General features: G+C 68.7%; 22 protein-coding genes. 14 read left to right on the top strand and 8 right to left on the bottom strand.

Annotation, left to right across the window (positions count from 1 at the left end; translation table 11 throughout):
* Positions 1 to 138: 138 nt before the first annotated feature.
* Together H7F49_RS11185 and bla are read right to left on the bottom strand one after the other, a co-directional pair.
* Positions 139 to 1062, bottom strand: coding sequence for a 50S ribosomal protein L11 methyltransferase (locus tag H7F49_RS11185; protein WP_185683689.1), 924 nt, complete (start codon positions 1060 to 1062; stop codon positions 139 to 141).
* Positions 1059 to 1943: a subclass B3 metallo-beta-lactamase gene (gene bla / locus H7F49_RS11180; RefSeq protein WP_185683688.1), complete on the bottom strand. Its 885-nt coding sequence runs from the start codon at positions 1941 to 1943 to the stop codon at positions 1059 to 1061. Before bla ends, H7F49_RS11185 begins: the two co-directional genes overlap by 4 nt.
* Positions 1944 to 2117: 174 nt before the next feature.
* On the opposite strand from bla, the gene sdhC reads away from it, so the two are divergent.
* The 6 genes from sdhC to H7F49_RS11150 all read left to right on the top strand — a co-directional run bounded on the left by sdhC (position 2118) and on the right by H7F49_RS11150 (position 9306).
* On the top strand, positions 2118 to 2522 hold the full coding sequence (sdhC, locus tag H7F49_RS11175; protein ID WP_185683687.1) for a succinate dehydrogenase, cytochrome b556 subunit: 405 nt from the start codon (positions 2118 to 2120) through the stop codon (positions 2520 to 2522).
* A gap of 11 nt (positions 2523 to 2533) precedes the next feature.
* Entirely contained in the window at positions 2534 to 2914 is a 381-nt protein-coding gene (sdhD, locus tag H7F49_RS11170; protein ID WP_185683686.1) for a succinate dehydrogenase, hydrophobic membrane anchor protein, read from the top strand.
* Positions 2915 to 2916: 2 nt separating this feature from the next.
* Entirely contained in the window at positions 2917 to 4725 is a 1809-nt protein-coding gene (gene sdhA / locus H7F49_RS11165) for a succinate dehydrogenase flavoprotein subunit (RefSeq protein WP_185683685.1), read from the top strand.
* A 155-nt stretch (positions 4726 to 4880) separates the two neighbouring features.
* On the top strand, positions 4881 to 5393 hold the full coding sequence (locus tag H7F49_RS11160) for a (2Fe-2S)-binding protein (RefSeq protein WP_185683684.1): 513 nt from the start codon (positions 4881 to 4883) through the stop codon (positions 5391 to 5393).
* Complete coding sequence (locus H7F49_RS11155; RefSeq protein WP_185683683.1) at positions 5393 to 7585, top strand: xanthine dehydrogenase family protein molybdopterin-binding subunit; 2193 nt, start codon at positions 5393 to 5395, stop codon at positions 7583 to 7585. The genes H7F49_RS11160 and H7F49_RS11155 overlap by 1 nt, the downstream gene beginning before the upstream one ends.
* 200 nt (positions 7586 to 7785) lie before the next feature.
* Positions 7786 to 9306, top strand: a complete 1521-nt coding sequence (locus H7F49_RS11150) for a M48 family metalloprotease (protein WP_185683682.1) — start codon at positions 7786 to 7788, stop codon at positions 9304 to 9306.
* Between the two features lie 355 nt (positions 9307 to 9661).
* On the opposite strand, the gene H7F49_RS11145 is transcribed toward H7F49_RS11150, so the two are convergent.
* Positions 9662 to 10258 (bottom strand): hypothetical protein, encoded by a 597-nt coding sequence (locus H7F49_RS11145; protein ID WP_185683681.1) that lies wholly within the window; start codon positions 10256 to 10258, stop codon positions 9662 to 9664.
* A gap of 59 nt (positions 10259 to 10317) precedes the next feature.
* Positions 10318 to 11262 (bottom strand): KPN_02809 family neutral zinc metallopeptidase, encoded by a 945-nt coding sequence (ypfJ, locus tag H7F49_RS11140; protein WP_185683680.1) that lies wholly within the window; start codon positions 11260 to 11262, stop codon positions 10318 to 10320.
* A gap of 119 nt (positions 11263 to 11381) precedes the next feature.
* Between ypfJ and H7F49_RS11135 the strand changes: the two genes are divergently transcribed.
* The 5 genes from H7F49_RS11135 to H7F49_RS11115 all read left to right on the top strand — a co-directional run bounded on the left by H7F49_RS11135 (position 11382) and on the right by H7F49_RS11115 (position 17367).
* Positions 11382 to 12137, top strand: a complete 756-nt coding sequence (locus tag H7F49_RS11135) for a 3-hydroxybutyrate dehydrogenase (protein WP_185683679.1) — start codon at positions 11382 to 11384, stop codon at positions 12135 to 12137.
* Positions 12138 to 12313: 176 nt separating this feature from the next.
* Positions 12314 to 13825 carry a M20/M25/M40 family metallo-hydrolase gene (locus H7F49_RS11130; protein ID WP_235982096.1) on the top strand — a complete coding sequence of 504 codons (1512 nt, stop codon included), beginning with the start codon at positions 12314 to 12316 and terminating at the stop codon, positions 13823 to 13825.
* Between the two features lie 149 nt (positions 13826 to 13974).
* A complete protein-coding gene (gene guaB, locus H7F49_RS11125) occupies positions 13975 to 15432 on the top strand; it encodes an IMP dehydrogenase (protein WP_185683721.1) in 1458 nt (485 codons plus the stop codon).
* A 174-nt stretch (positions 15433 to 15606) separates the two neighbouring features.
* Positions 15607 to 16779 (top strand): RsmB/NOP family class I SAM-dependent RNA methyltransferase, encoded by a 1173-nt coding sequence (locus tag H7F49_RS11120; protein WP_185683678.1) that lies wholly within the window; start codon positions 15607 to 15609, stop codon positions 16777 to 16779.
* An 84-nt stretch (positions 16780 to 16863) separates the two neighbouring features.
* Entirely contained in the window at positions 16864 to 17367 is a 504-nt protein-coding gene (locus tag H7F49_RS11115; RefSeq protein ID WP_235982095.1) for a tetratricopeptide repeat protein, read from the top strand.
* 7 nt (positions 17368 to 17374) lie between these two features.
* On the opposite strand, the gene H7F49_RS11110 is transcribed toward H7F49_RS11115, so the two are convergent.
* A complete protein-coding gene (locus H7F49_RS11110) occupies positions 17375 to 17869 on the bottom strand; it encodes an RNA pyrophosphohydrolase (RefSeq protein WP_185683676.1) in 495 nt (164 codons plus the stop codon).
* Between the two features lie 285 nt (positions 17870 to 18154).
* Between H7F49_RS11110 and H7F49_RS11105 the strand changes: the two genes are divergently transcribed.
* The 3 genes from H7F49_RS11105 to H7F49_RS11095 all read left to right on the top strand — a co-directional run bounded on the left by H7F49_RS11105 (position 18155) and on the right by H7F49_RS11095 (position 22560).
* Entirely contained in the window at positions 18155 to 20041 is a 1887-nt protein-coding gene (locus H7F49_RS11105) for a 2-oxoacid:acceptor oxidoreductase subunit alpha (RefSeq protein ID WP_185683675.1), read from the top strand.
* Positions 20042 to 20052: 11 nt separating this feature from the next.
* Complete coding sequence (locus H7F49_RS11100) at positions 20053 to 21108, top strand: 2-oxoacid:ferredoxin oxidoreductase subunit beta (RefSeq protein ID WP_185683674.1); 1056 nt, start codon at positions 20053 to 20055, stop codon at positions 21106 to 21108.
* An 81-nt stretch (positions 21109 to 21189) separates the two neighbouring features.
* Positions 21190 to 22560: a cryptochrome/photolyase family protein gene (locus H7F49_RS11095; RefSeq protein ID WP_185683673.1), complete on the top strand. Its 1371-nt coding sequence runs from the start codon at positions 21190 to 21192 to the stop codon at positions 22558 to 22560.
* A 376-nt stretch (positions 22561 to 22936) separates the two neighbouring features.
* Here H7F49_RS11095 and H7F49_RS11090 read toward each other — a convergent pair whose 3' ends face one another.
* The 3 genes from H7F49_RS11090 to purF form a co-directional block, all read right to left on the bottom strand.
* Positions 22937 to 23290, bottom strand: a complete 354-nt coding sequence (locus H7F49_RS11090; RefSeq protein WP_185683672.1) for a PilZ domain-containing protein — start codon at positions 23288 to 23290, stop codon at positions 22937 to 22939.
* 91 nt (positions 23291 to 23381) lie between these two features.
* Complete coding sequence (locus tag H7F49_RS11085) at positions 23382 to 24104, bottom strand: SDR family NAD(P)-dependent oxidoreductase (protein WP_185683671.1); 723 nt, start codon at positions 24102 to 24104, stop codon at positions 23382 to 23384.
* A gap of 4 nt (positions 24105 to 24108) precedes the next feature.
* A complete protein-coding gene (purF, locus tag H7F49_RS11080) occupies positions 24109 to 25599 on the bottom strand; it encodes an amidophosphoribosyltransferase (protein ID WP_235982094.1) in 1491 nt (496 codons plus the stop codon).
* Between the last annotated feature and the right edge of the window lie 317 nt (positions 25600 to 25916).

Genomic DNA, 25916 nt, shown 5'->3' with positions numbered 1-25916 from the left:
TTGAGAATCAATGCATTCGGTTGCACCGACTCTATGCAGAACGCCCTAAGCGGCGTTTCCCGAAATTGATTTTGTCAACATGCCCGTTGAGGCAGGGTGGTCGCCGAAAGTGGACGCGGCGGTTGCCCGGATCGCAGGCTATCGCCCCCTCGGCCTGCGCCAGTCGGTCCGCTTGCGCAGCCACAGGATCGACCAGTCGCCCCGGACCAGCCGTGCGGCCAGGCGCAGTCCGGCGGCCCGGCAGGCCGAGCGGACCTGGGCTTCCTGCGTTTCGAGCAGGCCGGCCAGCAACAGGTGGCCGCCAGGGACGAGGTGCCGGCCGAAGTCGGGCGCCAGGCTGATCAGCGGCCCGGCCAGGATATTGGCGATGATCAGGTCATAGGGGCCCCGCGCAGTCAGCAAGGGGTGATCCATGCCATCCGCGATCAGCATCGTCAGCTGGCCCGACCCGGCGCCGAGCGGCACGCCGTTGGCGCCCGCGTTGTCGATCACCACGCCGGTGCAGACGTGGTCGATGTCGCTGGCGGTGGCCAGGGCCCGCGGCCAGAGGTCCAGCGCGGCAAAGGCCAGCAGGCCGGTGCCGGTGCCGATATCGGCGCAATTGCGCACGATCACGCCGCGCCGCCGCATTTCGGTCAGCATGGTCAGGCAGCCCGAGGTGGTGGCATGCTGGCCGGTCCCGAAGGCCTGGCTGGCGGGAATGACAAAATCGCGCAGCCCCGGTTCGTCCGCAGCGGGATGTTCGGGGGTGTGGACGTGGAACCGGCCGGCGCGGATCGGCTGAACCCCTTGCTGCGACAGGGTGAGCCAGTCGGTCTCGGGCAGCTTCTCGACGGTCAGGTCAGGGACATCGCCCGCGAAGAGGCCGGCCACCGCGGCGCGGTCCGCCCGGGTCGGCCGGCGGGGCAGCCAGGCCTCCAGACGCCAGTCCTCGGGCTGGTCCTCGGCCACTTCGCTGCCGGAAATGACGATATCGGGGTCCCAGTCGAACACGTCCTCGTGCGCGATCAGGGCCGCCTCGACCACGGGTCGCGGAGCGAACGCGGTGATCTTCCAGCTCACGGGCGGGCCTCCTTGGCTTCGCTGGCGAGTCGGGCCTGGAGCCCGGCAAACCCCTGCGAGGCATAGCGTCGACAAGCGCCGGTTTCGGCCAGCGGGGCCTTGCCGGCCAGCCGGTCGAACAGGTTGCTGGCCGACGGGTGAGGGGTGATCACCAGATCGCAGGGCAGCGAGGCGACCCGGGCGAGCGCCTTGCGGAAGCCGGCGACATAGTCGGGATGATCGGTGAAGCGGTAACCCGGGGCGGCCACCGCCGAAATGGAATCGGCATAGGCCATGGCATGGCAGGTCCGCCCCTCGCAGGCGCGCCAGGTCCAACTGGTCGAACCGGGGGAATGACCCGGCGTGGCATGGGCCTTGATCGCGATCGGACCCAGATGCAGCACCTCGCCATCGCGCAGCACCCGGCGGACCCGTACCGCCGGGAAAGGCGTGAGATCGCCGGACTGGGGATCCTGGGGAGCCGGGACCCCGGTTTCGAGCACCGCGGCGTTGGGCGCGGTCGCGGCCACTTTCGCTCCGGTCAGGCGCTGCAGTTCGGCAATCCCGCCGGCGTGATCATGGTGTTCGTGGCTGGACAGGATCCAGCGGACATCGCCGAGGCGGAAACCGGCCTTGACGATGCTGGCGGCAATCAGCCCGCCAGCATCGCGCGGACCACCGTCGATCACCACATGGCCCTGGGCCGAGGTGATCAGGATCGCGCTGATGCCGCAGGTTCCGACATACCAGACATTCGCGAAAATCCTTTGCGGCACAGTGGGTTCGCTCCAGCCATCGCGGCCGGCGCAGGCTTGCGGGACCGTGGGCGGAACGGGAGCGGCAGGAGCGACGGGCGTGGCGGCAAGCAGCAGGACAGGGAGAGTTGCGAAAGGCAGGGGCATGGCTTGTCCATAGGGCCAAGCGGGCGCAAGGCAAAGCACCTGCGCATTGGTACGGGTGACCGCCGCTTGTGCTTGCACCGCAGCGCGGAATCACTAAGGGGGAACGCGCGGACGGGGGCAGCCCACCGCCTGTCACCGGCGAAAAGCCGGAACAACTTGAGGAATACCGCGAAGATGGCCAGTGCGAACAAGGTTGGCACCCGCAACCGTCCGCTTTCGCCCCACCTGCAGATCTGGCGCTGGGGCCCGGCAATGCTCGTCTCGATCCTGCACCGCGTCACCGGATCCGGCCTGTCGCTCCTCGGCCTGGCCGTCCTGCTTTACTGGCTCGGCGCTCTGGCCAGCGGGCCCGAGACCTATGCCCAGTTCGTCAAATGCATGGTCCACCCGGTCGGCCAGCTCGTGCTGATCGGTCTGACCTGGGCCTTCTGGCAGCACACCGCCACCGGCCTTCGCCACTATGTGCTCGACATCGGCGCGGGGTACGAGCTGGAGACCAACGCCCGCTGGTCGGTCCTGACGATCGTCTTCTCGATCCTGCTGACCATCGGCACCTGGGCCATCATCCTCGCGCGCTAAGGAACCTCGTCATGGGTAACGGAACCTCGATCGGCCGCGTCCGCGGCCTGGGCTCGGCGCACAGCGGCGCGAGCACCTGGCTGCAGGAACGCTTCACCGGCCTCGCCAGCCTGCTCGTCTCGATCTATCTGCTCGTCTCGCTGCTGCTGCTGCCCGCCTACAACTACCTGACGGTCAAGGCCTGGATTTCCAAGCCCGTCCCGGCAACCGCCATGGTCCTGTTCGTGATCGTCAACTTCTGGCACGCCCGCGCCGGCCTGCGGGTGGTCATCGAGGATTACCAGCACGAACACGGCAGCAAGCTGATCTTCCTGCTGGCGCTCGATCTGGCCGCCTTCGCCGGTGCCGCCTTCGGCGTCCTCTCCATCGTCCGTCTCGCGCTCGGAGCCTGATAATGACCGCCCCTGCCTACAAGATCATCGACCACACCTATGACACGGTGGTCGTCGGCGCCGGCGGTTCGGGCCTGCGCGCCACCATGGGCTCGGCCGAGGCCGGACTGCGGACCGCCTGCATCACCAAGGTGTTCCCGACCCGCTCGCACACGGTCGCGGCGCAGGGCGGGATCGCCGCCTCGCTGTGCAACAACACGCCGGACCACTGGACCTGGCACATGTACGACACCGTCAAGGGGTCGGACTGGCTGGGTGACCAGGACGCGATCGAATACATGGTGCGCGAGGCGCCCCAGGCGGTCTACGAGCTGGAGCATGCCGGCGTGCCGTTCAGCCGCAACGCCGATGGCACGATCTACCAGCGTCCGTTCGGCGGCCACATGCAGAACATGGGCGAAGGCCCGCCGGTGCAGCGCACCTGCGCCGCGGCCGACCGCACCGGCCATGCCATGCTGCACGCCCTGTACCAGCAGAGCCTGAAGTACGCGGCGGACTTCTTCATCGAATACTTCGCGATCGACCTGATCATGGAAAACGGCCAGTGCCGCGGCGTGATCGCGATCTGCCTCGATGACGGCTCGATCCACCGCTTCAAGTCGCACGCCGTGGTCCTGGCGACCGGCGGCTATGGCCGCTGCTACTACACCGCCACTTCGGCCCACACCTGCACCGGCGACGGTGGCGGCATGGTGCTGCGCGCCGGCCTGCCGCTGCAGGACATGGAGTTCGTGCAGTTCCACCCGACCGGGATCTACGGCGCGGGCGTGCTGATCACCGAAGGTGCGCGCGGCGAGGGCGGTTATCTGACCAACTCCGAGGGCGAGCGCTTCATGGAGCGCTATGCCCCCTCGGCCAAGGATCTCGCCAGCCGCGACGTCGTCTCGCGCTCGATGGCGATGGAAATCCGCGAAGGCCGCGGCGTCGGCCCGCACAAGGACCACATCTTCCTGCACCTCGATCACATCGATCCCAAGGTGCTGGCCGAGCGTCTGCCGGGCATCACCGAAAGCGGCAAGATCTTCGCCGGCGTGGACCTGACCCGCCAGCCGCTGCCGGTGGTGCCGACCGTCCACTACAACATGGGCGGCATCCCCACGAACTACATGGGCGAGGTCGTGACCATCGGGGCCGACGGCAATCCGGAAACGGTCGTCCCCGGCCTGTTCGCGGTGGGCGAGGCAGCCTGCGTGTCGGTCCATGGCGCCAACCGCCTGGGCTCGAACTCGCTGATCGACCTTGTGGTGTTCGGCCGCGCCGCCGGGCATCGCCTGAAGGAGATCATCAAGCCGGGCACCGCGCACAACGAACTGCCCAAGGACTCGGCGGATATGGCCCTGTCGCGGCTGGATCACTTCCGCCACGCCAAGGGGGGCTCGTCGACCGCCGAAATCCGCACCGAGATGCAGCGCACGATGAGCCTCCACGCCGCCGTGTTCCGCACCGACGAGCTGATGGCCGAGGGCAAGGACAAGCTGGCCCAGACCTATCAGCGGATGCAGGACATCAAGGTGACCGACCGCTCGCTGATCTGGAACTCGGACCTGATCGAGACGCTCGAGCTCGACAACCTGATCAGCCAGGCGACCGTGACCCTGCACAGCGCGCACAACCGCAAGGAAAGCCGCGGCGCCCATGCGCACGAGGACTTCCCCGACCGCAACGATGCCGAGTGGATGAAGCACACCGCCACCTGGTTCGAAGGCTGGGGCGGCCAGGGCGGCGCGGTAAAGATCGATTATCGCCCGGTCCACGAGTTCACGCTGACCGACGATGTCGAGTACATCAAGCCGAAGAAGCGCGTGTACTGACGCCGTCCGCACAGGACAATCAACAAGGGCCGGGGCGGCGACGCTCCGGCCCTTTGTCGTATCGGCCGCCTGCATGGTCACTTGCTCCGTTCCCTGCCCATGTCCTAGGGTCAGTCAACGGGCCGCTTAAGGCCTGCGTGGAGGGGAATGCCGGCATGCCGATCGAAGCGACGGTCAACGGCCGCAAGGTCACGTTCCAGGGTGAGCCGGATACGCCGCTGCTGTGGGCGGTGCGCGAGGAGCTTGGGCTGACGGGCAGCAAGTTCGGCTGCGGAATCGCGGCCTGCGGGGCCTGCACGATGCATGTCGATGGCGAACCGGTCCGCTCGTGCTCGCTGCCGATCGGAGATGCGGCCGGCAAGGCGATCACCACGATCGAAGGGCTCAAAGGCGCGGACGGCACGCTCCATGCGGTCCAGCAGGCCTGGATCGACCAGCAGGTGCCGCAGTGCGGCTATTGCCAGTCCGGCCAGATCATGGCGGCAGTGGCCCTGATTGGCCGCACCGGCAAGCCCAGCGATGCCCAGATCGACGAGGCCATGACCAACATCTGCCGCTGCGGCACCTATCCCCGGATCCGCGCTGCGATCCATGCCGCCACGATTCAGGCCGCCACAAATCAGGCTGCGCCCGGCCAGCCGGCCGCACAAGCCCAGGGAGCCGCGTGATGGGGATCAAGCGCAGGGTTTTCCTGTTCGGCTCGATGGCCCTGGCCGGAGCCGGTGTGTTCGGGCTCAAGTGGAGCGGCAGCAAGGCCCTGGCCGATGCGCAAAGCGCCACGGTCAAGCCCGGGGAAGGGGGCTTTGCCGCCTTCCTCAAGATCGCGCCCGACGATACGGTGACGCTCTATTCGCCGACCATCGACTTCGGCCAGGGCTCGCACACGGCCCAGGCCCAGATCGTGGCCGAGGAGCTTGGCATCGATCCGGCCCAGGTGGTGGTCGAGCAGGCGCCGGCCATGCCCGGTTTCGCCAATCCGGGGATCATCGAGGGGTTCGGGGCCGACGCGTTCGGAGCGATCTTCAAGTCGCTCCCGGCCTCGCTGCTCGGTTTCGCGGCGCGGGCGATGCCAATGCAGATGACCGGCGGATCATCGGCGATCCGCTTCACCGGCCGGCTGACCCTGGCCCGTGCCGCGGCCGGGGCCCGCAAGCTCCTGATCGAAGAGGCGGCCGAACGGCTCAAGGTGGGCGAAGGCGACATCGTCCTGGCCGGCGGGCGCGCCAGCCATGCGGCCAGCGGCCGGTCGCTGCGGATCGGCGAGATCGCCGAGGCTGCGGCGCAGCGGACGCTGTGGTCCGAACCGGAACCCCTGCCGGCCCGCGCCGGCAAGGCGGTGGGCCAGTCCCCGCCGCGGCGCGACATTCCGGGCAAGGTCGACGGATCGGCGGTCTATGGCATGGACGTGAAGCTCCCGGACATGCGGGTCGCGACCCTGGCCATGGCCCCGGTGCGGGGCGGCAAGCTGACCGGGGTGGATGACAAGCCCGCGCTGGCCGTGGCCGGGGTGGAAAAGGTCATCCGGCTGGACGATGCCGTGGTGGTGGTCGGCAAGGGCTACTGGCCCGCGCTGAAGGGCGTCCGCGCGCTGGCTCCCCAGTTTTCCGATGGCGGTCATGGCGGGCTCAACTCGCCGGGGATTTTCGCCGCCCAGGATCGGCTGCGCGACGCGAACAAGCCCGACAAGGTCAGCAAGGCCGGGGATGTTGCCGCCGCGCTTGAGGACAAGGCGGCCAAGGTCATCACCGCCGACTATCGCGTGCCCTACCTGCACCACGCGATGATGGAGCCGTTTGCGCTGACTGCGCACCGCCAGGGCGATCGGCTGGACATCTGGGCCGGGCTGCAGGACCCGCTCCGCACCCGGCAGATGGCGGCGAAGGCGGCCGGGCTGCCGGAAGAGGCCGTGACCGTCCACACCACGATCATGGGCGGCGGCTTCGGCCGGCGCTTTCCGGACCAGTGCGAGATCATCGACCAGGTGGTGAAGGTGGCGAGCCAGTGCCCGTGGCCGGTCAAGCTCATCTGGAGCCGCGAGCAGGAGCTGCAGCACGGCTCGTACCGCGTCCAGTCCTCGGCCCGGTTGACCGCGGCGCTGAAGGATGGCCGCATCGCGGCGTTGCGCACCGACTATGTCCAGGGCGAAAACGTCGAGGGCGAGGTGGGGTTCGTCTATCAGGTTCCAGCGACCGAACGGCGCCACTTCAAGTACAAGACCAACCAGATCGACGGCCCGTTCCGCTCGGTCAATTCGAACCAGTTCGGCTACTGGACCGAAAGCTTCATGGATGAGCTGGCCCATGCCGCCGGTGAGGACCCCTACCGCTTCCGCCGCAAGCACCTGGCCGATGGATCGCGCCAGGCGAAGGTGCTGGATGAGGCGGCCCGCCGCGCCGGCTGGGGATCGCCGCTGCCGGCCGGGACGGCACGCGGCATCGCCCTGGTCGAGTGCTTCGGCACGATCGTGGCGGAAGTGGTCGAGGCCGGGCTGCGCGAGGATGGTCTGCCGCTGGTCCGCAAGGTCACGGCGGTGGTCGATTGCGGGACCACGGTAAACCCCCGCAACGCCGAGGCGCAGATCCAGGGCGGGATCATCCAGGCGCTGTCGACCGCGATCGCCGAGGAGATCACGCTCGACAAGGGCGCGGTGGTGCAGTCGAACTTTGCCGACTACCCGATCCTGCGCCTGGCCGAGGCGCCAACCGTGATCGATGTCCACTTTATCGAAAGCGGAGCCCCGATGGGCGGGATCGGCGAGCCGGGCGTGCCTCCGGCCACTCCGGCCCTGGTCAACGCCCTGTTCGCTCTGACCGGCAAGCGCGTCCGCACCCTGCCGATCCGGGATCAGGCCAAAGCCTAGCCCTCAATCTGGCCGGGTACTGAGCCTGCCATGCTCGATCCCCGTCATGCCCGCCTGCGCTGGCATGACGAGGGATGGGGAGCGCCTGTGCTCCCCGGCGGATCGAAATGTCTCCGCGAATTTGAGTGGAACCGGCCGGACCCCTGCCTATATTCCCGCCAAAGGCCCGGCATCCGGGCTCTGTCGGGGAGAAGACGAGGATGAAGCACCCCACCTGGCTCGCGGCCGTTGCGGCCCTGGCCCTGGCAGCCCCCGCCATGGCCCAGTCGTCGGGCGGCACCATTGCCGTCCCCGGGCCGCAGTCGATTTCCGCGGCGGACAAGCAGACCGGGGCCCAGGCCGATCCGGACCTGACCGCGGAATACGGCGGGCCCTATTCCGGTCCGCAGGCCCAGTTGGTCAAGCAGATCGGGCTGAAGGTGGCGCAGCAGTCCGGCATTGCCGGGGTGGAACGCGATTTCAGCTTCAAGCTGCTCAATTCGGGCGTGCCCAACGCCTTTGCCGTCCCGGGCGGCTATGTCTACACCACGCGCGGGCTGCTGGCGCTGATGAACAACGAGGCCGAGCTGGCCTTCGTGCTGGGGCACGAGACCGGCCACATCGCGGCCCGCCACACCGACCGGCGCCAGAAGGTGACCCAACGCAGCGTGCTGCTCGGCACCCTGGGGCAGACGCTGCTCGGGGCGGTGCTGGGCAACGGTGCGCTCGGCCAGATCGGCGGGCAACTGGGGCAGGTCGGCATCCAGCGGCTGGTGGTCGGCAATGTCATGTCCCATTCGCGGCAGGACGAGTTCGAGGCCGATGATCTCGGCGTGGTTTACGCCCGCAAGGCCGGGTACGACGCCACGGCAAGCTCGGACATCCTCGCCTCGCTGGCGGCCCAGACCAGCCTCGACGCCCGGCTCACCGGGCAGAGCCGGACCACTCCCGGTTGGGCCATGTCCCACCCCGATCCCGCCGCGCGCGTCGCCCGGTCGCTCCAGCGGGCGCGGCAGCAGACGGCCAGCGGGGGGCTGCGCAATGGCGATGCCTTCCTGCTGGCGCTCAATGGCATGATCTATGGTGACGACCCGGCCCAGGGCGTGATCGAAGGCCAGGTGTTCCGCTATCCGGCGGATCGCATCCAGTTCACCGCCCCGGTCGGCTACGGCATGAACAACGGGGCCGAGGCCGTGACCATCACCCCCACCACCGGGCAGGGCGGCCAGGCCAGCTTCACCGGCGGACGCTTCGATGGCAACCTCGATGCCCTGGTGACCAAGGGGTTCGCGGCGCTGACCGGGCAGGCCAATGCCCGGGTCAACGTCACCCCGCAGCGCACCACCATCAACGGCATGACCGCCGCCACCGCCACCCTGGGGGCCAGTTCGGGCAATCAGGCGGTCGACGCGACGGTGGTCGCGATCGCCGCCTCGGCCAACACGGCCTACACCTTCACCGTGATCGCGCCGCGCGGGGCGGGTCTCGGCAACCTGGCGCCGCTGGTGCAGAGCTTTCGCCGGATGACCGCCGCCGAAGCGGCCGCGGTGCGTCCGCGGGTGATCCAGGTCGTCACGGTGGGCAAGGCGGACACGGTCGGGTCGCTCTCCGCCCGCATGGCGTTCGACGATGCGCGCGAGGACCGCTTCCGCGTGCTCAACGGCATCCCCGCCGGGGTCACCACCCTGCCGGCGGGCCGACGGGTCAAGCTGGTGGTCTGGGGCGCCCCGGGCAAGTACTGACGGGGTCCCGAAAAGGGGCGGGGGGCAGTTCCAACGGCGGCTTTTTGAATGATTTTGGACCTTCCGATCCTCCCCCGTTGCATCCTGCGGATGAAACAGGGGAGGATCGAAGAACGGCAGCTCCCCACCCTACACGGACATCAGGCTACGCCCTTCTATCGTCGCCCCGGCCTTGAGCCGGGGCAGGGCTTGCGGGGCAACGGTGGGGAAAGAACAGCCCTGTCCCGGGTCAAGCCCGGGACGACGATGATCTTCTACGGGTCAGCACGGGCCTGGCAGGCCGGGTCCCCGTGGGCCCCATGGCCTCTCCCCACCCTTGTCGGTGGTCCACCAACCCCTGATGCGCCCTCGACGTTCAGGGCGTCTTGGGCTTGTCCTTCGCCGCCTCGGCCGCAGCCCGGACCCGCGCGATCACGGCTGGCGTCGCGGGGCGGGCGGGCCATGGGCAACCCCGCTGCAATCCCACGCCCTTGAGGAATGCCCGCCGGGCGCTCCCGGCATAGATCGCGTACTGCAGGCGCCGTTCGCTCTCGTTCGCACCCGATATCTCGCGGATCAGGCCGCGGAAGGGGATGAACGAGCCGACCACCGACTGGGCGACCTTGCCCGCGCTGAGCTTGCGGTTGGCCGCTTCGGCCACGTCGAAGTCATCGCCCAGCACCGCATCGAAGCGGCGGACCTCGGCGCCGAGTTCGGCGCAATGGCGCAAGCCTGCCAGCGAGTAGGGGGCCTCCTGGGCGGCGAGCAGGATCGGCGGGATTTCGCCCTTGCGCAGATTGAGGTCGCTGACCGGGGTGGCCATCACGTCGACCGCGTTGGGATCGCGGTCGGTCACCGGACGGGAGGGCCTGTCGTCCTGTTCGGGCGCCTTGCCGGGCGCGGTGTCCTGCGCGTGCAGCGGCGGGCTGGAGAGCACTGCCAGGGCCAGTCCGATCAGCCATCCTCGTTGCATCTCTGTCCCTTTCGACTGGCCGCGCGAGGGCTACGTTCGATCGCGGGGACGGTTCCGCCCTACCGCCGCTTCAGGTCGGCGAAGGTGTCGCAGGCATCTTCGTTGCCGGATTCGATCCCGCGCTTCAGCCATTCCATGCGTTGCGCGCTCGATCCGTGGGTGAAGGCGTCCTCCATCGGCCGCCGCCCTGCGCCCTTCATCAGGGTGTCGTCGCCGATCTGGTGCGCCGCGGTCAGGCCTTCCTGCAAGTCGCCCGGCTCGATCCGGCTGGCGTTCTTCGCCGCCCAGACCCCGGCGTAGCAATCGGCCTGCAGTTCGAGCCGGACCGACAGGCGGTTGGCCGTGGCCTCGTCACCGGCGCGCTGCTGCAGCCGGTGGACCTGCTCCGACAGACCCAGGAGGTTCTGGATGTGGTGGCCGTACTCATGGGCGATCACATAGTCGCGCGCGAAGTCCCCGCTGGCCCCGAAGCGCTGCTCCAGCTCGCGGTAGAAATCGGTGTCGAGGTAGATGCCGTTGTCGGATGGGCAATAGAACGGCCCCATCGCGCTCTGCGCCGCGCCGCAGCCCGATCGGCCGTTCTGCGAATAGAACACCAGCCGGGGCCGCTGGAACGGCAGGTTCCCGGCGCGAAAGATCGGTTCCCAGGTCTTGTTGAGCGAGCTCAGCGCCTGGCAGCTGTCGCGGCTGGCCTCGTCGACCGAGCATATTTCGGTGACGGTGGTTCCGGCCCGGCGGGTTTCGCCCGGCAGGCCCTGCTGTCCGGCCACCTGCCCGGGCAGCGCACCGCCCACCTGGGTACCGCCACCCTGGTCCAGCGAACCCACCAGTTGCAGCGGGTTCACCCCGAACACCAGCGCCGCGATCACCACGATCACCAGGGTGCCACAGCCCAGCTGGCCACCGCCGATGCCCAGGGGCAGTCCGCCCCCCATACCGCCGAAATTGCCGCCGCGCTGATCCTCCACGTCGATGGCGTCCGGATCGAAATCGTCGAGCCTCATCGTTCCCCTCGTTGCAGCGCAACATCGTGCTGGACAGGGCGGCCCGCCGCGGTCCAGATGGCCTCCAGTTGCCGCTCACCACCCGGCCAGCTTGGCCGATCAACGTACGGGAGTCGATCATGTTTCTTGCCGGCAAGCGGGCCCTTGTCACCGGATCCACTTCGGGCATCGGCCTGGCCATTGCCCGCGCCCTGCGCGCGGAGGGGGCGGATGTGGTGCTGTCGGGGTTCGGCGCGCCCGAGCTGATCGCGCAGTTGTGCGACGAACTGCAGGCCAGCCACGTCGCCGCCGACCTGTCGCAGCGGTCCGGGGTCGAAGCGATGATGGCGGCCGCCGGCGCGGTCGACATCCTGGTCAACAATGCCGGGATGCAGCACGTCGCCCCGGTCGAGGACTTCCCGGTGGCCAAGTGGGACCAGATCATCGCGCTGAACCTGACCGCCGCCTTCGATGCCTGCCGCCTGGCGATCCCGCACATGAAGGCGCAGAACTGGGGACGGATCATCAACATCGCCAGCGCCCACTCGCTGACCGCATCGCCCTACAAGTCGGCCTATGTCGCGGCCAAGCACGGTCTGGCGGGCCTGACCAAGACCCTGGCGCTCGAACTGGCGCTGACCAGGATCACCGCGAACTGCATCAGCCCGGGCTATGTCTGGACCCCGCTGGTGGAGAACCAGATTCCCGATACGATGGCCGCCCGCAACATGACGCGCGAGCAGGTGATCAGCGAGGTCCTGCTGGAACGCCAGCCCACCAAGGACTTCGCCAAGCCGTCCGATCTGGGCGAACTGGCGGTGTTCCTGTGCCGCGATGCGGCGCAGCAGATCACCGGATCGAACATCTCGATGGACGGGGGCTGGACGGCCCAATGACCGACAGCCAATGACCAACGGGCACCGCCCCGACCACCCCTCCGCACGCGCTGTTCTCCGGGGCTGATCGGACCCTCAACCCTGTCCGCAGGGGCAGGCGTCACTTTGATGCAACGGTTGCGCATTTTCTGGGGGAAACCTTGTCCCCCAAAGCGTTGTCGTTCACAAAAGGGGCGATGAAGCGTGTGGGTGCAGCGATGAAGCGTGTGGCCCGGTGGGGCGTGCTGGCGGCCGCCCTGATCCTGGCCCCTGCGCCTGAATTCGCTGCGGCCGCGCCCCCGCCGCGCCGTGACACGGCGCTCGAGGCGGCGCTCCTGGCCCATATCCGCGTTCTTGCCAGCGACGAGTTCGAGGGCCGTGAACCCGGCACCGAGGGCGAGGCCAAGACGCTGCGTTACCTGGGCAAGCAATGGTTCGACATCGGCCTGGTGTCCGGCACCAACGATCCCGGGCACCCGTGGTTCGCGCCGGTGACCCTGGTGGCCCGCGAACCGGCCGCCTCCGCCGCCGTCTTCGCGCGCAAGGGCAAGCGGCTCTATGTGCCGCCCGGGGCGGTGCTGACGCTGACCTCGGGCAAGCGGGCACTGATCGAGAACGCCCCGATGCTGTTCGTCGGCGCTGGCATCCGCACCGACCGGCTGGGGCGCAACGAACTGGCCGGACGGGTCGCCGTGCTGCTCGATGGCGGGCAGCGCGACAGCGACCGTCAGAACGCCCTGCTCAAGGCGGGCGCCGCCGCGGTGCTGACCGTGCTCGACAGCGATCGGACGCTCGACCAGGTTGCGGCCCGGCGCCGGCGCTCCGGCTATGCCCTGGCGAGCGATATGCCGGGAGGGGACCTGGAGGCCTTCATCGGCGCCGACAGCTTCGATCGCCTGCTGCTGGGCAGTGGGACCAATCTGGCCGCGCTCAAGGCGGCGGCGGCTGATCCGGCCTTCGTCCCGCGCCCGCTCGATCTGCTGGCGACGATGGAGGCCACCACCCGCGAGACCACCATCCGCACCCACAACCTGATCGGCAAGCTGGAAGGGCGCCGGCCGGACAGCGGAGCGGTGATGTTCCTGGCGCATTGGGATCACTTCGGCAAATGCGCCTCGCCTCCGGCCGAACATGCCATCTGCAACGGGGCCGTCGACAACGCCAGCGGCGTGGCGGCGCTGACCGAGGTGGCCAGGCGGCTGAGCCGGGCCCCGCAACCGGAGCGGGACATCTACTTCGTCGCGACCACGGCCGAGGAGCTGGGCCTGCTGGGCGCGGCGGCGCTGATGGAGAATCCCCCCCTGCCGCTCAAGCAGGTGGTGGCTGCCTTCAACATCGATTCGGTCGCGATCGCTCCGGCGGGGACTCCCCTCGCGATCGTGGGCCGGGGGATGACCCCGCTCGATCCGCAGATCCTGGCCGTGGCCAAGGCGAACCGTCGGACAGTCGTGGCCGGCAGCCAGGCCAACGATTACGTCAAGCGCCAGGACGGCTGGATGCTGCTCCAGCATGACGTGCCCGCCGTGATGGTGACCAGCGCCTATGGCGACCTGACCCTGCTCGAGCGGTTCTTCGACAGCGATTATCACCGGCCGAGCGACGTGGTGAAGCCCGGGCTGGAGCTGGGCGGCGCGGCCGAGGACGTCAGCTTCCTGGTCGCGCTGGGCAAGTGGTTCGCCGACCCGCGCCGGGTGCCTCTGGCGCGTTGAGCGGCGTGCCTCAAGGGGCGACCGAAACCGTCGGCAACCGCCTTGTGCCCGGCCACCCGTGCGGTTACATGGGCCGCCACAATCGACCCCAGGGGCCCCGGGCGGCTCCGAAACAGGCCCTCTAGACTGGCAGGCATCCCGTGGCACTGATCGACATTCCCCTCGGCCTCACCTTCGACGACGTGCTGCTGCGTCCGGCGGAATCCGACATCCTGCCCTCGATGGCCGACACCCGGACGCGCCTGACCCGCGAGATCGCGCTCAACATTCCGGTGATCTCCTCGGCGATGGACACCGTGACCGAGGCCGACATGGCGATCGTCATGGCGCAGCTCGGCGGCATCGGCGTGCTCCACCGCAACCTGTCGGTCGAGGAACAGTGCGCCGCGGTCCGCGCCGTCAAGCGCTTCGAAAGCGGCATGGTGGTCAATCCGATCACCATCGCCCCCTCGGCCACCCTGGGCGAGGCCCGCGCGATCATGCAGGCGCACCGCATCAGCGGGATTCCCGTGGTTGAGGAGAACGGGCGGCTGTGCGGCATCCTGACCAACCGCGACGTGCGCTTCGCCGACAATCCGTCGCAGCCGGTGCGCGAACTGATGACCAGCGAGAACCTGGCCACGGTCAAGGCCGGGGTGAGCCAGGACGAGGCGCGCCGCCTGCTGCACCAGCGGCGGATCGAAAAGCTGCTGGTCGTGGATGACAGCTATTCCTGCGTCGGCCTGATCACGGTCAAGGACATCGAAAAGGCGGTCACCTATCCCAATGCCACCAAGGATGGCGCCGGCCGCCTGCGCGTCGCCGCGGCGACCACCGTGGGCGACAAGGGCTATGCCCGCACCGAGGCGCTGCTGGCCGCCGAATGCGACGTGGTGATCATCGACACCGCCCACGGCCACAACCGCGACGTCGCCCGGGCGGTCGAGCGGGTCAAGCGCCTGTCCAACTCGGCCCAGGTGATCGCCGGCAACGTGGCGACGGCCGAGGCCACCCGCGCGCTGATCGATGCCGGGGCCGATGGCGTGAAGGTGGGGATCGGGCCGGGCTCGATCTGCACCACCCGGATCGTCGCGGGCGTCGGCGTGCCGCAGCTTACCGCGATCATGGAAGCGGCCGAGGCCGCGGCCGAGCGGGGGGTGCCGGTGATCGGCGACGGCGGGCTGCGCACCTCGGGCGATGCCGCCAAGGCTCTGGCCGCCGGCGCCTCGTCGGTCATGGTCGGCTCGATGCTGGCCGGGACCGAGGAAGCCCCGGGTGAGACCTTCCTGTACCAGGGCCGCGCCTACAAGGCCTATCGCGGGATGGGGTCGGTCGGCGCGATGGCGCGCGGATCGGCGGACCGCTACTTCCAGCAGGACATCAAGGACCAGATGAAGCTGGTCCCCGAGGGGATCGAGGGGCAGGTGCCCTACAAGGGGCCGGCCAAGGACGTGATCCACCAACTGGTCGGCGGGGTGAAGGCGGCCATGGGCTACACCGGCTGCGCCACGATCGACGAACTGCGCACCAAGGCCCGCTTCGTGCGGATCACCAACGCCGGCCTCAAGGAAAGCCACGTCCACGACGTGACGATCACCCGCGAGGCGCCGAACTACAAGGTGGGGTGAGATCGGGGGAGTCGCCGACGGCCTGAATGGCCGTTGCGCTTCCCTGCATCCGTTCGTGTCGAGCGAAGTCGAGACACGGATGGGCGGCCTGTCTCGACTTTGCTCGACACGAACGAGGTCAGGTATGGTTCAATCCCCATTGCTTGTGACCTGTGCGCTCCGGCGGGCCGCGTCATGACCCCGCAGGCGCGCGTCCAGGCCGCGATCGAGATCCTCGATGCGGTGATCGCCGCGGCGCGGACCAAGGGCGCTCCGGCCGACCGGCTGTTCACCGAATGGTTCCGCACCCGGCGCTTTGCCGGCAGCAGCGATCGGCGGGCGGTCCGGGCCATCGTCTACGATGCGATTCGCGCCTGCGGAGACATCCCCGCCAGCGGCCGTGCCGCGGTCCTGCGGCTGGCGCAGGACGATCCCGCGCTGGCGATCCTGTTCGACGGCTCACGCCACGCCCCGGCGCCGATCGCTGCCGACGATCCGGTGGCCCCGGCCGGGGTCGCTCCGGTCTGGCTGGAGCAGGCCCTGACCGCAAGCGGGCTGGACGGTCCCGAGCTGCGGGCCCTGCTGGACCGCGCCCCGCTCGACATCCGCATCAACGGGCTCAAGGCGGCCCTGGCCGAGCTGCCCGAACCCGGCGAGCCGACTCCGGCCCCTTTCGCCCGCCGCTTTCCCCCCGGCACCCCGGTGGAACAATGGCAAGCCTATCTGGCCGGTGCGATCGAGGTGCAGGATGCCGGTTCGCAGCTGGTCTGCGCCGCGGTTGGAGCGCAGCCGGGCGAGGCCGTGGTCGATCTTTGCGCAGGGGCGGGCGGCAAGACCCTGGCGCTGGCGGCGGCCATGGACAATCGCGGCACGCTGCTGGCCTGCGATGCCGACCGCGCCCGCTTGTCGCGCCTGCCGCCGCGGGCAGAGCGGGCCGGGGTGACCATCGCCACCACGCGGCTGCTCGATGGCGGGCGCGAGGCGGCGGCCCTCGCCGACTGGGCGGGCCGGGCCGATGCCGTGCTGGTCGATGCCCCCTGTTCCGGCACCGGCACCTGGCGTCGCAATCCCGAAGCGCGCTGGCGGTTGGACGAGCGGGAACTGGCGCGGCTGACCGTGCTGCAGGCCCGGCTGCTGGATGTCGCCGCGGCGCTGGTGCGGCCGGGGGGACGGCTGATCCACGTGGTCTGCTCGCTGCTCGATGCCGAGGGCGCCGATCAGGTTTCGGGCTTTCTGGTGCGCCATCCCGGCTGGCGCGCGGCGCCGCTGGCGCTGGGGGCCGGACGCCCGCGCGGCGACGGGGTGCGGCTGACGCCGTACCATGACGGGACCGACGGGTTTTTCGTCGCAAGGCTGGAACGGCTATGATACGCAGCCGCTCATGAGCATGTCTGTTCCCGTAGCGATCGCGGGGGGATTGGCGGCATCGTGATGGACTTGCGGGAGGATCTGATGCGCTTTGCCCCGGCCGGTGTTGCCCTGTCCCTGGCGCTGGCCCTGTCGGCCAGCGTGGGCCATTCCGCGCCGCCGCAACCGCTCGATCCGCGGGCCGCGGCGCTGGTGTCGCAGGGCCGGGCGGCCCTTGCCGGAGGCAATCCCAACGCGGCGATCGATGCCTTCGAATCGGCGCTGGCGATCCAGCCGGGTGCCACGGCAATCACGCTGGACCTGGCCGAAGCCACCCGGCGGCAGGGACTGCAGGGCAAGGCGCTGCATTACTATCGCGAGGCGCTGGAGCGCGACCCCCAGAACCTGACCGCCATTTCCGGTGAGGGTGCCGCCCTGGTGGAAAAGGGCGCGATCGAGAAGGCCAAGCGCAATCTGACCCGGCTGCAGGGCCTGTGCGGCGATGCCTGCCCGGAAACGCGCGAGCTGGCCGGTCTGATCGCCAAGGCCGGTGCCGCCCAGGTGGTCTCGGCCGAGGCGATCAAGCCCAGCCCGACCGTGACCAACTGAGTTCGGCTCAGATCAGTTCACGAAACTCTTCAACAACAGCGCGATAGACGCGCTTCTTGAAGGGCACGATGAGGTCGGGCAACTGTTCGGCCGCCACCCATTTCCACTCCCGGAACTCCGGCGGATCGTGGGCTTCCAGATCGATATCGGCATCGCTTCCGGTGAAGCGGGCCAGCACCCAGTGCTGGCGCTGCCCCCGGAAGCGGCCGCCCCACAGTTTGCCCATCAGCTCGTCGGGCAAGTCGTAAAGCAGCTCCTCGCGGGTCTGGGCGATGATCGTGACGAGGCTCTCGCCGACGCCGGTTTCCTCGAACAGCTCGCGCAGCGCGGCGGTTCGCAGATCCTCGCCATCGTCGATCCCGCCCTGGGGCATTTGCCAGGCGTCGCCTTCGGAGGTGCCGGGCCGTGTGTCGATCCGCTTGCCGACGAAGACCTGCCCGGTGTGGTTGACCAGCATCACGCCCACGCAGGGACGATAGGGCAGGGCGGAAAAATCGTTCATCTGCGGTCCTGTTCTCGCTTGGCCGGGCCTTCGTCGGGCCCGTTCCTTGATTCCGCGCCACGCGGCCCAAGATAGGCCGGGTGCGGGGGCATGAATGCGCGTTACCGTCACGCTCCGGGCTTGACTAGGCGAATGCGACGGCCTTTGGCTGAAAGCATCGGTTTGTGGGCCTGACGTTTTTCTGGATTGCGGCCCGCGCGAGCCGGTGGCTTAGGGCGACACGATCGAGAGCCGGGCCCGGAACCAGGCGCAATATCGGGGGAATTGCCCCCTGCGAGGACAAGAATGGCAACTGTTTTGGCCGAACCGAACTCCACCCAGCGGCCGGGTGATGGCGCCACCCCCGAAGCGGTCGTCGTGCGTTTTGCCGGCGACTCGGGCGACGGCATGCAGCTCACCGGCGGGCAGTTCACCCTGTCCACCGCGCTGGCCGGCAACGATCTGGCCACTTTTCCCGATTTTCCGGCGGAAATCCGCGCCCCGCAAGGCACGCTGTTCGGGGTCTCGGCCTTCCAGATCAACTTCGGGTCGACCACTATCGATACCGCCGGCGATGCGCCCGACGTGCTGGTGGCGATGAATCCGGCCGCGCTGAAGACCAATGTCCAGGCGCTCAAGCCGGGCGGCCTGATCATTGCCGACAGCGGCGAGTTCACCAAGCGCAACCTCGAGAAGGCCAAGTACGAGGTCAACCCGCTCGAGGACGGCAGCCTGGCGAAGTGGGACCTGATGGCCTTCGACATCAGCGCGCTGACGCTCGAATCGGTCAAGCCGTTTGGCCTGGGCAACAAGGAAGCCCTGCGCTGCAAGAACATGTGGACCCTCGGCCTGGCGCTGTGGATGTTCGACCGTGACCGTGCGCCGCTGGTCGAATGGCTGAAGGACAAGTTCCGCAAGAACCCGGTGCTGGCCGATGCCAACATCGCCGCGCTGAACGCCGGTCATGCCTATGGCGAGACCGCCGAGCTGGCCGGGCCGCTGAAGAAGCTGCACCTCGATCCCGTGCCGACCCCGGCCGGGCTGTACCGCACCGTCACCGGCGCCGAGGCGGTCAGCCTGGGCCTGGTCGCGGGGGCGCAACTGGCCGACCTGCCGATGTTCTTCGGCGGCTATCCGATCACGCCGGCCTCGGCGATCCTCCACAACCTTGCCAAGCTCAAGGAGTTTGGCGTCACCACCTTCCAGGCCGAGGACGAGATCGCGGCGATCTGCGCGGCGATTGGCGCGTCCTATGCCGGGCAACTGGGGGTCACCTCGTCGTCGGGCCCGGGCATCGCGCTCAAGGGCGAGGCGATGGGCCTGGCCATCATGACCGAGCTGCCGCTGGTCATCGTCAATTCGCAGCGTGGCGGTCCGTCCACCGGGCTGCCGACCAAGACCGAGCAGTCGGACCTCTACCAGGCGGTCTATGGTCGCAACGGCGACGCGCCGCTGCCGGTGATTGCCGCGCGCAGCCCGGCCGACGCCTTCGAATGCGCGATCGAGGCCTGCCGCATCGCGGTCCAGTACATGACCCCGGTCATCCTGCTGACCGATGGCTACATCGCCAATGCCGCCGAGCCGTGGCAGGTCCCGAGCCCCGACGGCTTCACGCCGTTTCCGGCCACGTTCCTGAAGGAAAACAACAATCCGGCGGGGGGCAAGGTCCTGCCCTACAAGCGTGACGAACGCGGCGTGCGGCCGTGGATCAAGCCCGGCACCGCGGGTCTGATGCACCGCATCGGCGGGATCGAGAAGGCGCCCGACACGGGGGATCTGGATTACTCGCCGGCCACGCACCAGTTGCAGACCGATGCCCGCAAGGCGAAGGTCGATGGCGTCGCCGCGAGCATCCCGGCGCAGGAGGTCACTCTGGGCGAGGCGGGCGGCAAGCTCGCCGTGGTCGGCTGGGGATCGACCTATGGGCCGATCATCCAGGCGGTGCGCCGGGCGCGGGCCAAGGGGCTGGATGTCAGCCATGTCCACGTCCGCCACATCTGGCCGATGCCCGCCAACCTGGGCGATCTGCTCAAGGGCTATGACAAGGTGCTCGTGCCCGAGATGAACACCGGCCAGTTCAAGACCGTGCTGCGCGACCAGTTCCTGGTCGATGCCCGGCCGCTGACCAAGACCAGCGGCCAGCCGTTCACCATCGCGGAAATCGAAGCCGCGATCGAAACCGCGCTGGCCTGAGGGAAACAACCATGAACGACATGACCCCCATCTCGAAGGTCCAGACCACGCTGAAGGACTGGGAGACCGACCAGGAGGTGCGCTGGTGCCCGGGTTGCGGCGACTATGCGATCCTCAAGGCGGTGCAGCGCACCCTGCCTGAGCTGGGCGCCGACCCCAGCAACACCGTGTTCGTTTCGGGCATCGGCTGCTCCAGCCGCTTCCCCTACTACATCGAAAGCTATGGCTTCCACACGATCCACGGCCGCGCGCCGGCCGTGGCGACGGGGATCAAGCTGGCCAATCCGGACCTCGATGTCTGGCTGGTGACCGGTGACGGGGATGGCATGTCGATCGGCGGCAACCACACCATGCACCTGCTGCGCCGAAACCTGAACTGCCAGATCATGCTGTTCAACAACGAGATCTACGGCCTGACCAAGGGCCAGTACTCGCCGACCAGCCGTGAGGGCACGTCCAGCCCGTCGACCCCGATGGGCTCGGTCGACCACCCGGCGCTGCCCTGCGCCTTCGCGCTGGGTTCGGGGGCGCGGTTCATCGCCCGCGGCTTCGACGTGTCGAAGGAACTGCCGAGCGTGCTCAAGGCCGCCCATGCCCACAAGGGCGCGGCCTTCATCGAGATCTTCCAGAACTGCATCGTCTACAACAAGGACCGGTTCGACGACTTCGCCGCGCCCAAGGGGGCCGAGCAGAGCCAGTTGTGGCTGAAGGACGGCGAGCCGATGCTGTTCGGATCGGAGAAGTCGGGCGGGATCAAGGGGATCGCGCTCGATCTCGAAACCCTGATGCTCAAGGTTGTCGATGTGGTCGATGGTGACTGGCAGGGTGCCGGGGTGATCGTCCACAACGTGCGCAACAAGGCGATCGCCCACATGCTGGTCGAAATGCCGTTCGGACCCTTCCCGATGGCTCTGGGCGTGCTCTACGACGATCCGCGGCCGACCTATGAGGACGCCGTTCTGGGCCAGGACCGTCAGGCGCGCGAGGGCAAGGCGGCCGATCTCGGCAAGCTCCTGGCCAAGGGGCAGACCTGGACCGTCAGCGGCACCGCGGGCGATCCGGCGTAAGCCCGGGCCGGACCTGTCTCTTGGGGCAGGTCCGGAGAAACCCGCTGGCAATCCGCGCAACCGTTTCGGTACCCGGACGCGATGACTACGCCTTCAATCGTTTGGCTCCGACGCGATCTGCGCCTGGCCGACCAGGCGGCTTTCCTTGCCGCTGCCCGGAAGGGGCCGGTCATCCCGGTCTATGTCCTCGATGACGAGATTGCCCAGCACCGCCGGATGGGCGCCGCATCGCGCTGGTGGCTGCACCACAGCCTGGCCAGCCTGGCGGCCGACCTGCAGGCGCTCGGATCGCGGCTGATCCTGCGGCGGGGCCGCTGCCACGAGGAGCTCGCGGCGATCCGGCGCGAGACGGGCGCGCGCACGGTCCATGCCCTGCATCATTACGAGCCCTGGTGGCGCAACGCCGAGCGGGCGGTGGAGCAGCAGTTCGACCTGCAGTTGCACCACGGCAACTATCTCGCCCCGCCGGGCACGGTGACCACCGGAAGCGGGGGGCTCTACAAGATCTACACCCCGTTCTGGCGCGCGCTGCAGCAGCACTTGCCGCCGCCGACACCGCTGGCTCCGCCCGCCAGGCTCGAGGCTCCGGCCTACTGGCCCGCCAGCGAACGGCTCGAGGACTGGAAGCTCCGACCCACCCGTCCCGACTGGTCCGGCGGCCTGAGCGACACGTGGTCGCCGGGCGAGGAGGGGGGGCGAGCGCGACTCGCGCAGTTCGTCGTGCGGGCGCAGCGCTACGAACAGCGCCGCAACCTGCCGGCCCTGCCCGGCACGGCGATGCTCTCACCCCACCTCCATTTCGGAGAAGTCTCTCCCGCGCAGGTCTGGCATGCCGTGGCCGATCAGGGCGGATCGGTCGACACCTTCCTGGGCGAGCTGGGCTGGCGCGACTATGCCCAGAACATCATCCTGCAGTTCCCCGCCTATGGTGGCCGCAACGGCAAGGCCCAGTTCGATGCCCTGGCCTGGCGCACCGGGCCCGAGGCGGAGGCGGACCTGATCGCCTGGCAGCGCGGGCAGACGGGCTACCCGATCGTCGATGCCGGCATGCGCGAGCTGTGGCACACCGGCTGGATGCACAACCGCGTCCGGATGATCGTGGCTTCGTTCCTGATCAAGCACCTGCTGATCGACTGGCGGCGCGGCGAGCAGTGGTTCTGGGACACCCTGGTCGATGCCGACTATGCCCAGAACAGCGTCAACTGGCAGTGGAGCGCGGGCAGCGGGGTGGACGCCAACATGTTCGTGCGGATCATGGCGCCGCTCACCCAGTCGGCCAAGTTCGAGGCGGCCGACTACATCCGGCGCTGGGTCCCCGAACTGGCCGGCCTGTCCGATGCCGAGATCCACGATCCGGTCCGCCGGCCGCCGCGCTATCCGCGCCCGATCATCGCTCATGCGGAGGGTCGCGCCCGGGCACTGGCGGCCTTCGCGGCGATCAAGGGGGAGTGAGCGGCTCTTGACGGGAGCCGCCCGACCGGGGGGCTTGGTACGGCGTTTTGCGCCCGCGTCCCGTCATGCCAGCGCAGGCTGGCATCTCTGGCGATTGTGCTCCCGCGGCATGTGCGTTTTCGAAGCCGCGCTATCCGGAGAGAGATCCCAGCCTTTGCTGGGATGACGGGGACAGAGGCGGGGTGGACCAGCCCCAATGACCGCTGGCGTTCAAAGTCGGACTTGAAATACCGCTCTGGTTCCGCACCCAACCCCGCTCAGCCTGAGCGGGGTTGGGGGAAATAGGGCAGGGTTATTGGCCCTTCTATCCGCAGCCGCAGGCCAACGCCCACTCCCCACCCGATCCGGACCAGGCCCCGCCGTCCGCTCAGCCCGATCACACCGCGCTGCGGAAGGTGGTCTCGTGTTGCCAGCGCGCGACGATGTTTTCGAGCACGAAGGGGCTGAGCAGCGTCTCGAACGCGCAGCCGACCAGGCTGGCGTCCCACCAGATCACGCGCGATTGCAGCGATTGCAGGCCTGGCAGGGTGATCCAGCAGATCGTGTCGGGCGCCAGCCGGTTCACTGCCGAGGCACAGAACCCGGCGAGCGACAGGTCATGAACGACGGTGTGGAAGGATCGCCCGCCGGACGCGCGGAGCGTGGCAGGAATACCGACCCTGGCCCGGGGCGAGCAGCGGTCTTCCTGGGCGGCCTTGTCATAGGGAACGTCGCGGGGAATGCCGGTCATGCGCATGGTCCTTCCTGACAGCCCCGGGCGTTCCTCCCTCCATCCGGGTTTTCCGAATGAAAAGTGACACTTGTGGGTTGCGAAAGGCTTGTCAGGCGCGGTTAATGGTCTCGCGGTAGGGGCTGGCGAAGTCCTCGCCCAGCAGCGCCACGAGCCGATCGGCGACCACTTCCGGTCCCTTCAGCGAAGCCGGGTCCTCACCGGGGTAGGCTCGCGCCCGCATGGCGGTGCGGGTCGCGCCCGGATTGACGATGGTCACCCGGACCTTGGAGATGTTGCGCACCTCCTGCGCGTAGCAATCGAGCAGCACCTCAAAGGCTGCCTTGGTGCTGGCATAGGCCCCCCAATAGGCGCGCGGATCAGTGGCGACGGTGCTGGTCAGCCCGATCACCCGCGCGTTCGTGCTGGTGCGCAGCATCGGATCGAAGTGGGCGAGCAGGGCCTGGGTGGCGAGGACGTTGACCGTCAGCGCCTTGTTCAGGCTGGGCTGGTCGATCTGGGTCACCGCGGTGAGCTGCGGCAGGATCGCGGCGTTGATCACCAGGATGTCGAGCGTGGTCCAGCGGCTGCGGATGGCGGTCGCCAGCCGGGCGATCCCGTCGGCCTCGGCCAGGTCCACCGGGGCGATCGTGGCGGTGCCGCCGGCGGCGTGAATGCGGTCCTCGACCGCCTCCAGCGCCTTGGTGTCGCGCGCGGTCAGGATCACATGGGCCCCGGCCGCCGCCAGGGCCTCGGCCGTGGCGGCGCCGATGCCCTTGCTGGCGCCGGTGACAAGGGCAAGCTGCCCGGCGAAGGGCTTGTCCGCAGCGGTCATCGGTTCAGGCGACCTTCTCGACCGGCTTGGTCAGGCCTTCGCGCTCGGCCAGATCGGTCAGCCGCGTCGGATACTCGCCGCTGAAGCAGGCATCGCAGAATTGCGGGCAGGCATTGTCACGGCCAGCCAGGCCGACCGCCCGGTACAGCCCGTCAATCGACACGAAGGCCAGACTGTCGGCCTGGATGAATTCGCCCATCGCCTTCACGTCCATCCGCGCGGCCAGCAGCTTGGACCGTTCCGGCGTGTCGACGCCATAGAAGCACGAATGCTCGGTCGGCGGGCTGGCGATGCGCATGTGCACCTCGGCCGCGCCGGCCTCGCGCATCATCTGCACGATCTTGAGGCTGGTGGTGCCGCGCACGATCGAATCGTCGATCAGGACGATCCGCTTGCCCTCCACGATCGCGCGGTTGGCGTTGTGCTTGCGCTTGACGTCGGCATGGCGCGCGCCGTCCGACGGCTGGATGAAGGTGCGCCCCACATAGTGCGAGCGGATGATGCCCAGTTCGAAGGGCAGGCCCGATTCCTGGGCATAGCCCAGCGCGGCGGGCACGCCGCTGTCGGGCACGGGGATCACCATGTCCGCATCGGCCAGCGATTCGCGCGCCAGCTCGCGGCCGATCGCCTTACGCACCTGATAGACCGACTGGCCGCCCATCCGCGAATCCGGACGGCTGAAATAGACGTGCTCGAAGATGCAGGGCCGCGCCGAGGGATTGCCGAAGGGGCGGTGCGAGCGGACCTTGCCGTCCAGATCGACCTCGACCAGTTCGCCCGGCTCGATCTCGCGGACGAATTCGGCCCCGACCACGTCGAGCGCGACCGTCTCGCTGGCGAAGACCGTGGCGCCGCCCTTGCCCTTGGGGCCCAGGCGACCCATCACCAGCGGGCGGATGCCGATGGGATCGCGGCAGGCGATCATGCCCGCCGGGGTCATGCAGATCAGGGCATAGGCGCCTTCGACCAGCCGCAGGGCATCGACGAAGCGGTCGAGCAGGGTGGGATAGCGGCTGGTCGCGACGAGGTGGATGATCACCTCGGTGTCCGAGGTCGACTGGAAGATCGCCCCCTTCTGCACCAGATCGCGTTTCAGGTGCATCGCGTTCGAGATGTTGCCGTTGTGCGCGATGGCGAAGCCGCCCGAGGCCAGATCGGCGAACAGTGGCTGGACGTTGCGCAGCCCCGAACCGCCGGTGGTGGAATAGCGCACGTGGCCCGCCGCCATGATCCCGGGCAGTTCGGCCAGGGCCTCGGCGCTGGAGAAGTTGGCGGCGACATGGCCGATCCCGCGGCGGGAATAGAATTCCTGCCCGTCGAAGCTGGTGATGCCGACCGCCTCCTGCCCGCGGTGCTGCAGGGCATGGAGCCCCAGCGCGGTCATCGGGGCGGCGTCGCGGGTGCCGATCACCCCGAAGATGCCGCACTCCTCGCCCAGCTTGTCGGCGTCGATGTCCCACGGGGTCGCATCGGAAGAGCTGTCGATCATGGTCATGAAGTCTGGTCCGGCGCCGGGGCCTGCGAAGCGTCCCCAAGTTGCGCGCGCATTTGGCTCCTAACGCCGCGAAAGGCAAGGGTTGGTGGGGCCGGTTTCCGCCATTTGCGGGGACGAAGCGGGGAGGTCGGGTTTGGCCTGAGAGCGGACGTTGAGATCCTCCCCCGTTTTGCGAAGCACAACGGGGGAGGGGGACCGCGCTGCCGCAGGCAGCGGGGTGGAGGGGGACAGCAACCGGCCCCCTTGTATCTGGACGAGAGTGTCTCGTTTTGGTGGAAGCGATGAAGTTCCGGGGTGGGTGGCCACCCACCCCGGAA

The sequence above is a fragment of the Novosphingobium aerophilum genome (genome assembly GCF_014230305.1).
GTDB lineage: Bacteria > Pseudomonadota > Alphaproteobacteria > Sphingomonadales > Sphingomonadaceae > Novosphingobium > Novosphingobium aerophilum.
Note: the sequence above shows the minus strand (reverse complement) of the source record. Positions and strands in the feature narration are given on the sequence as shown.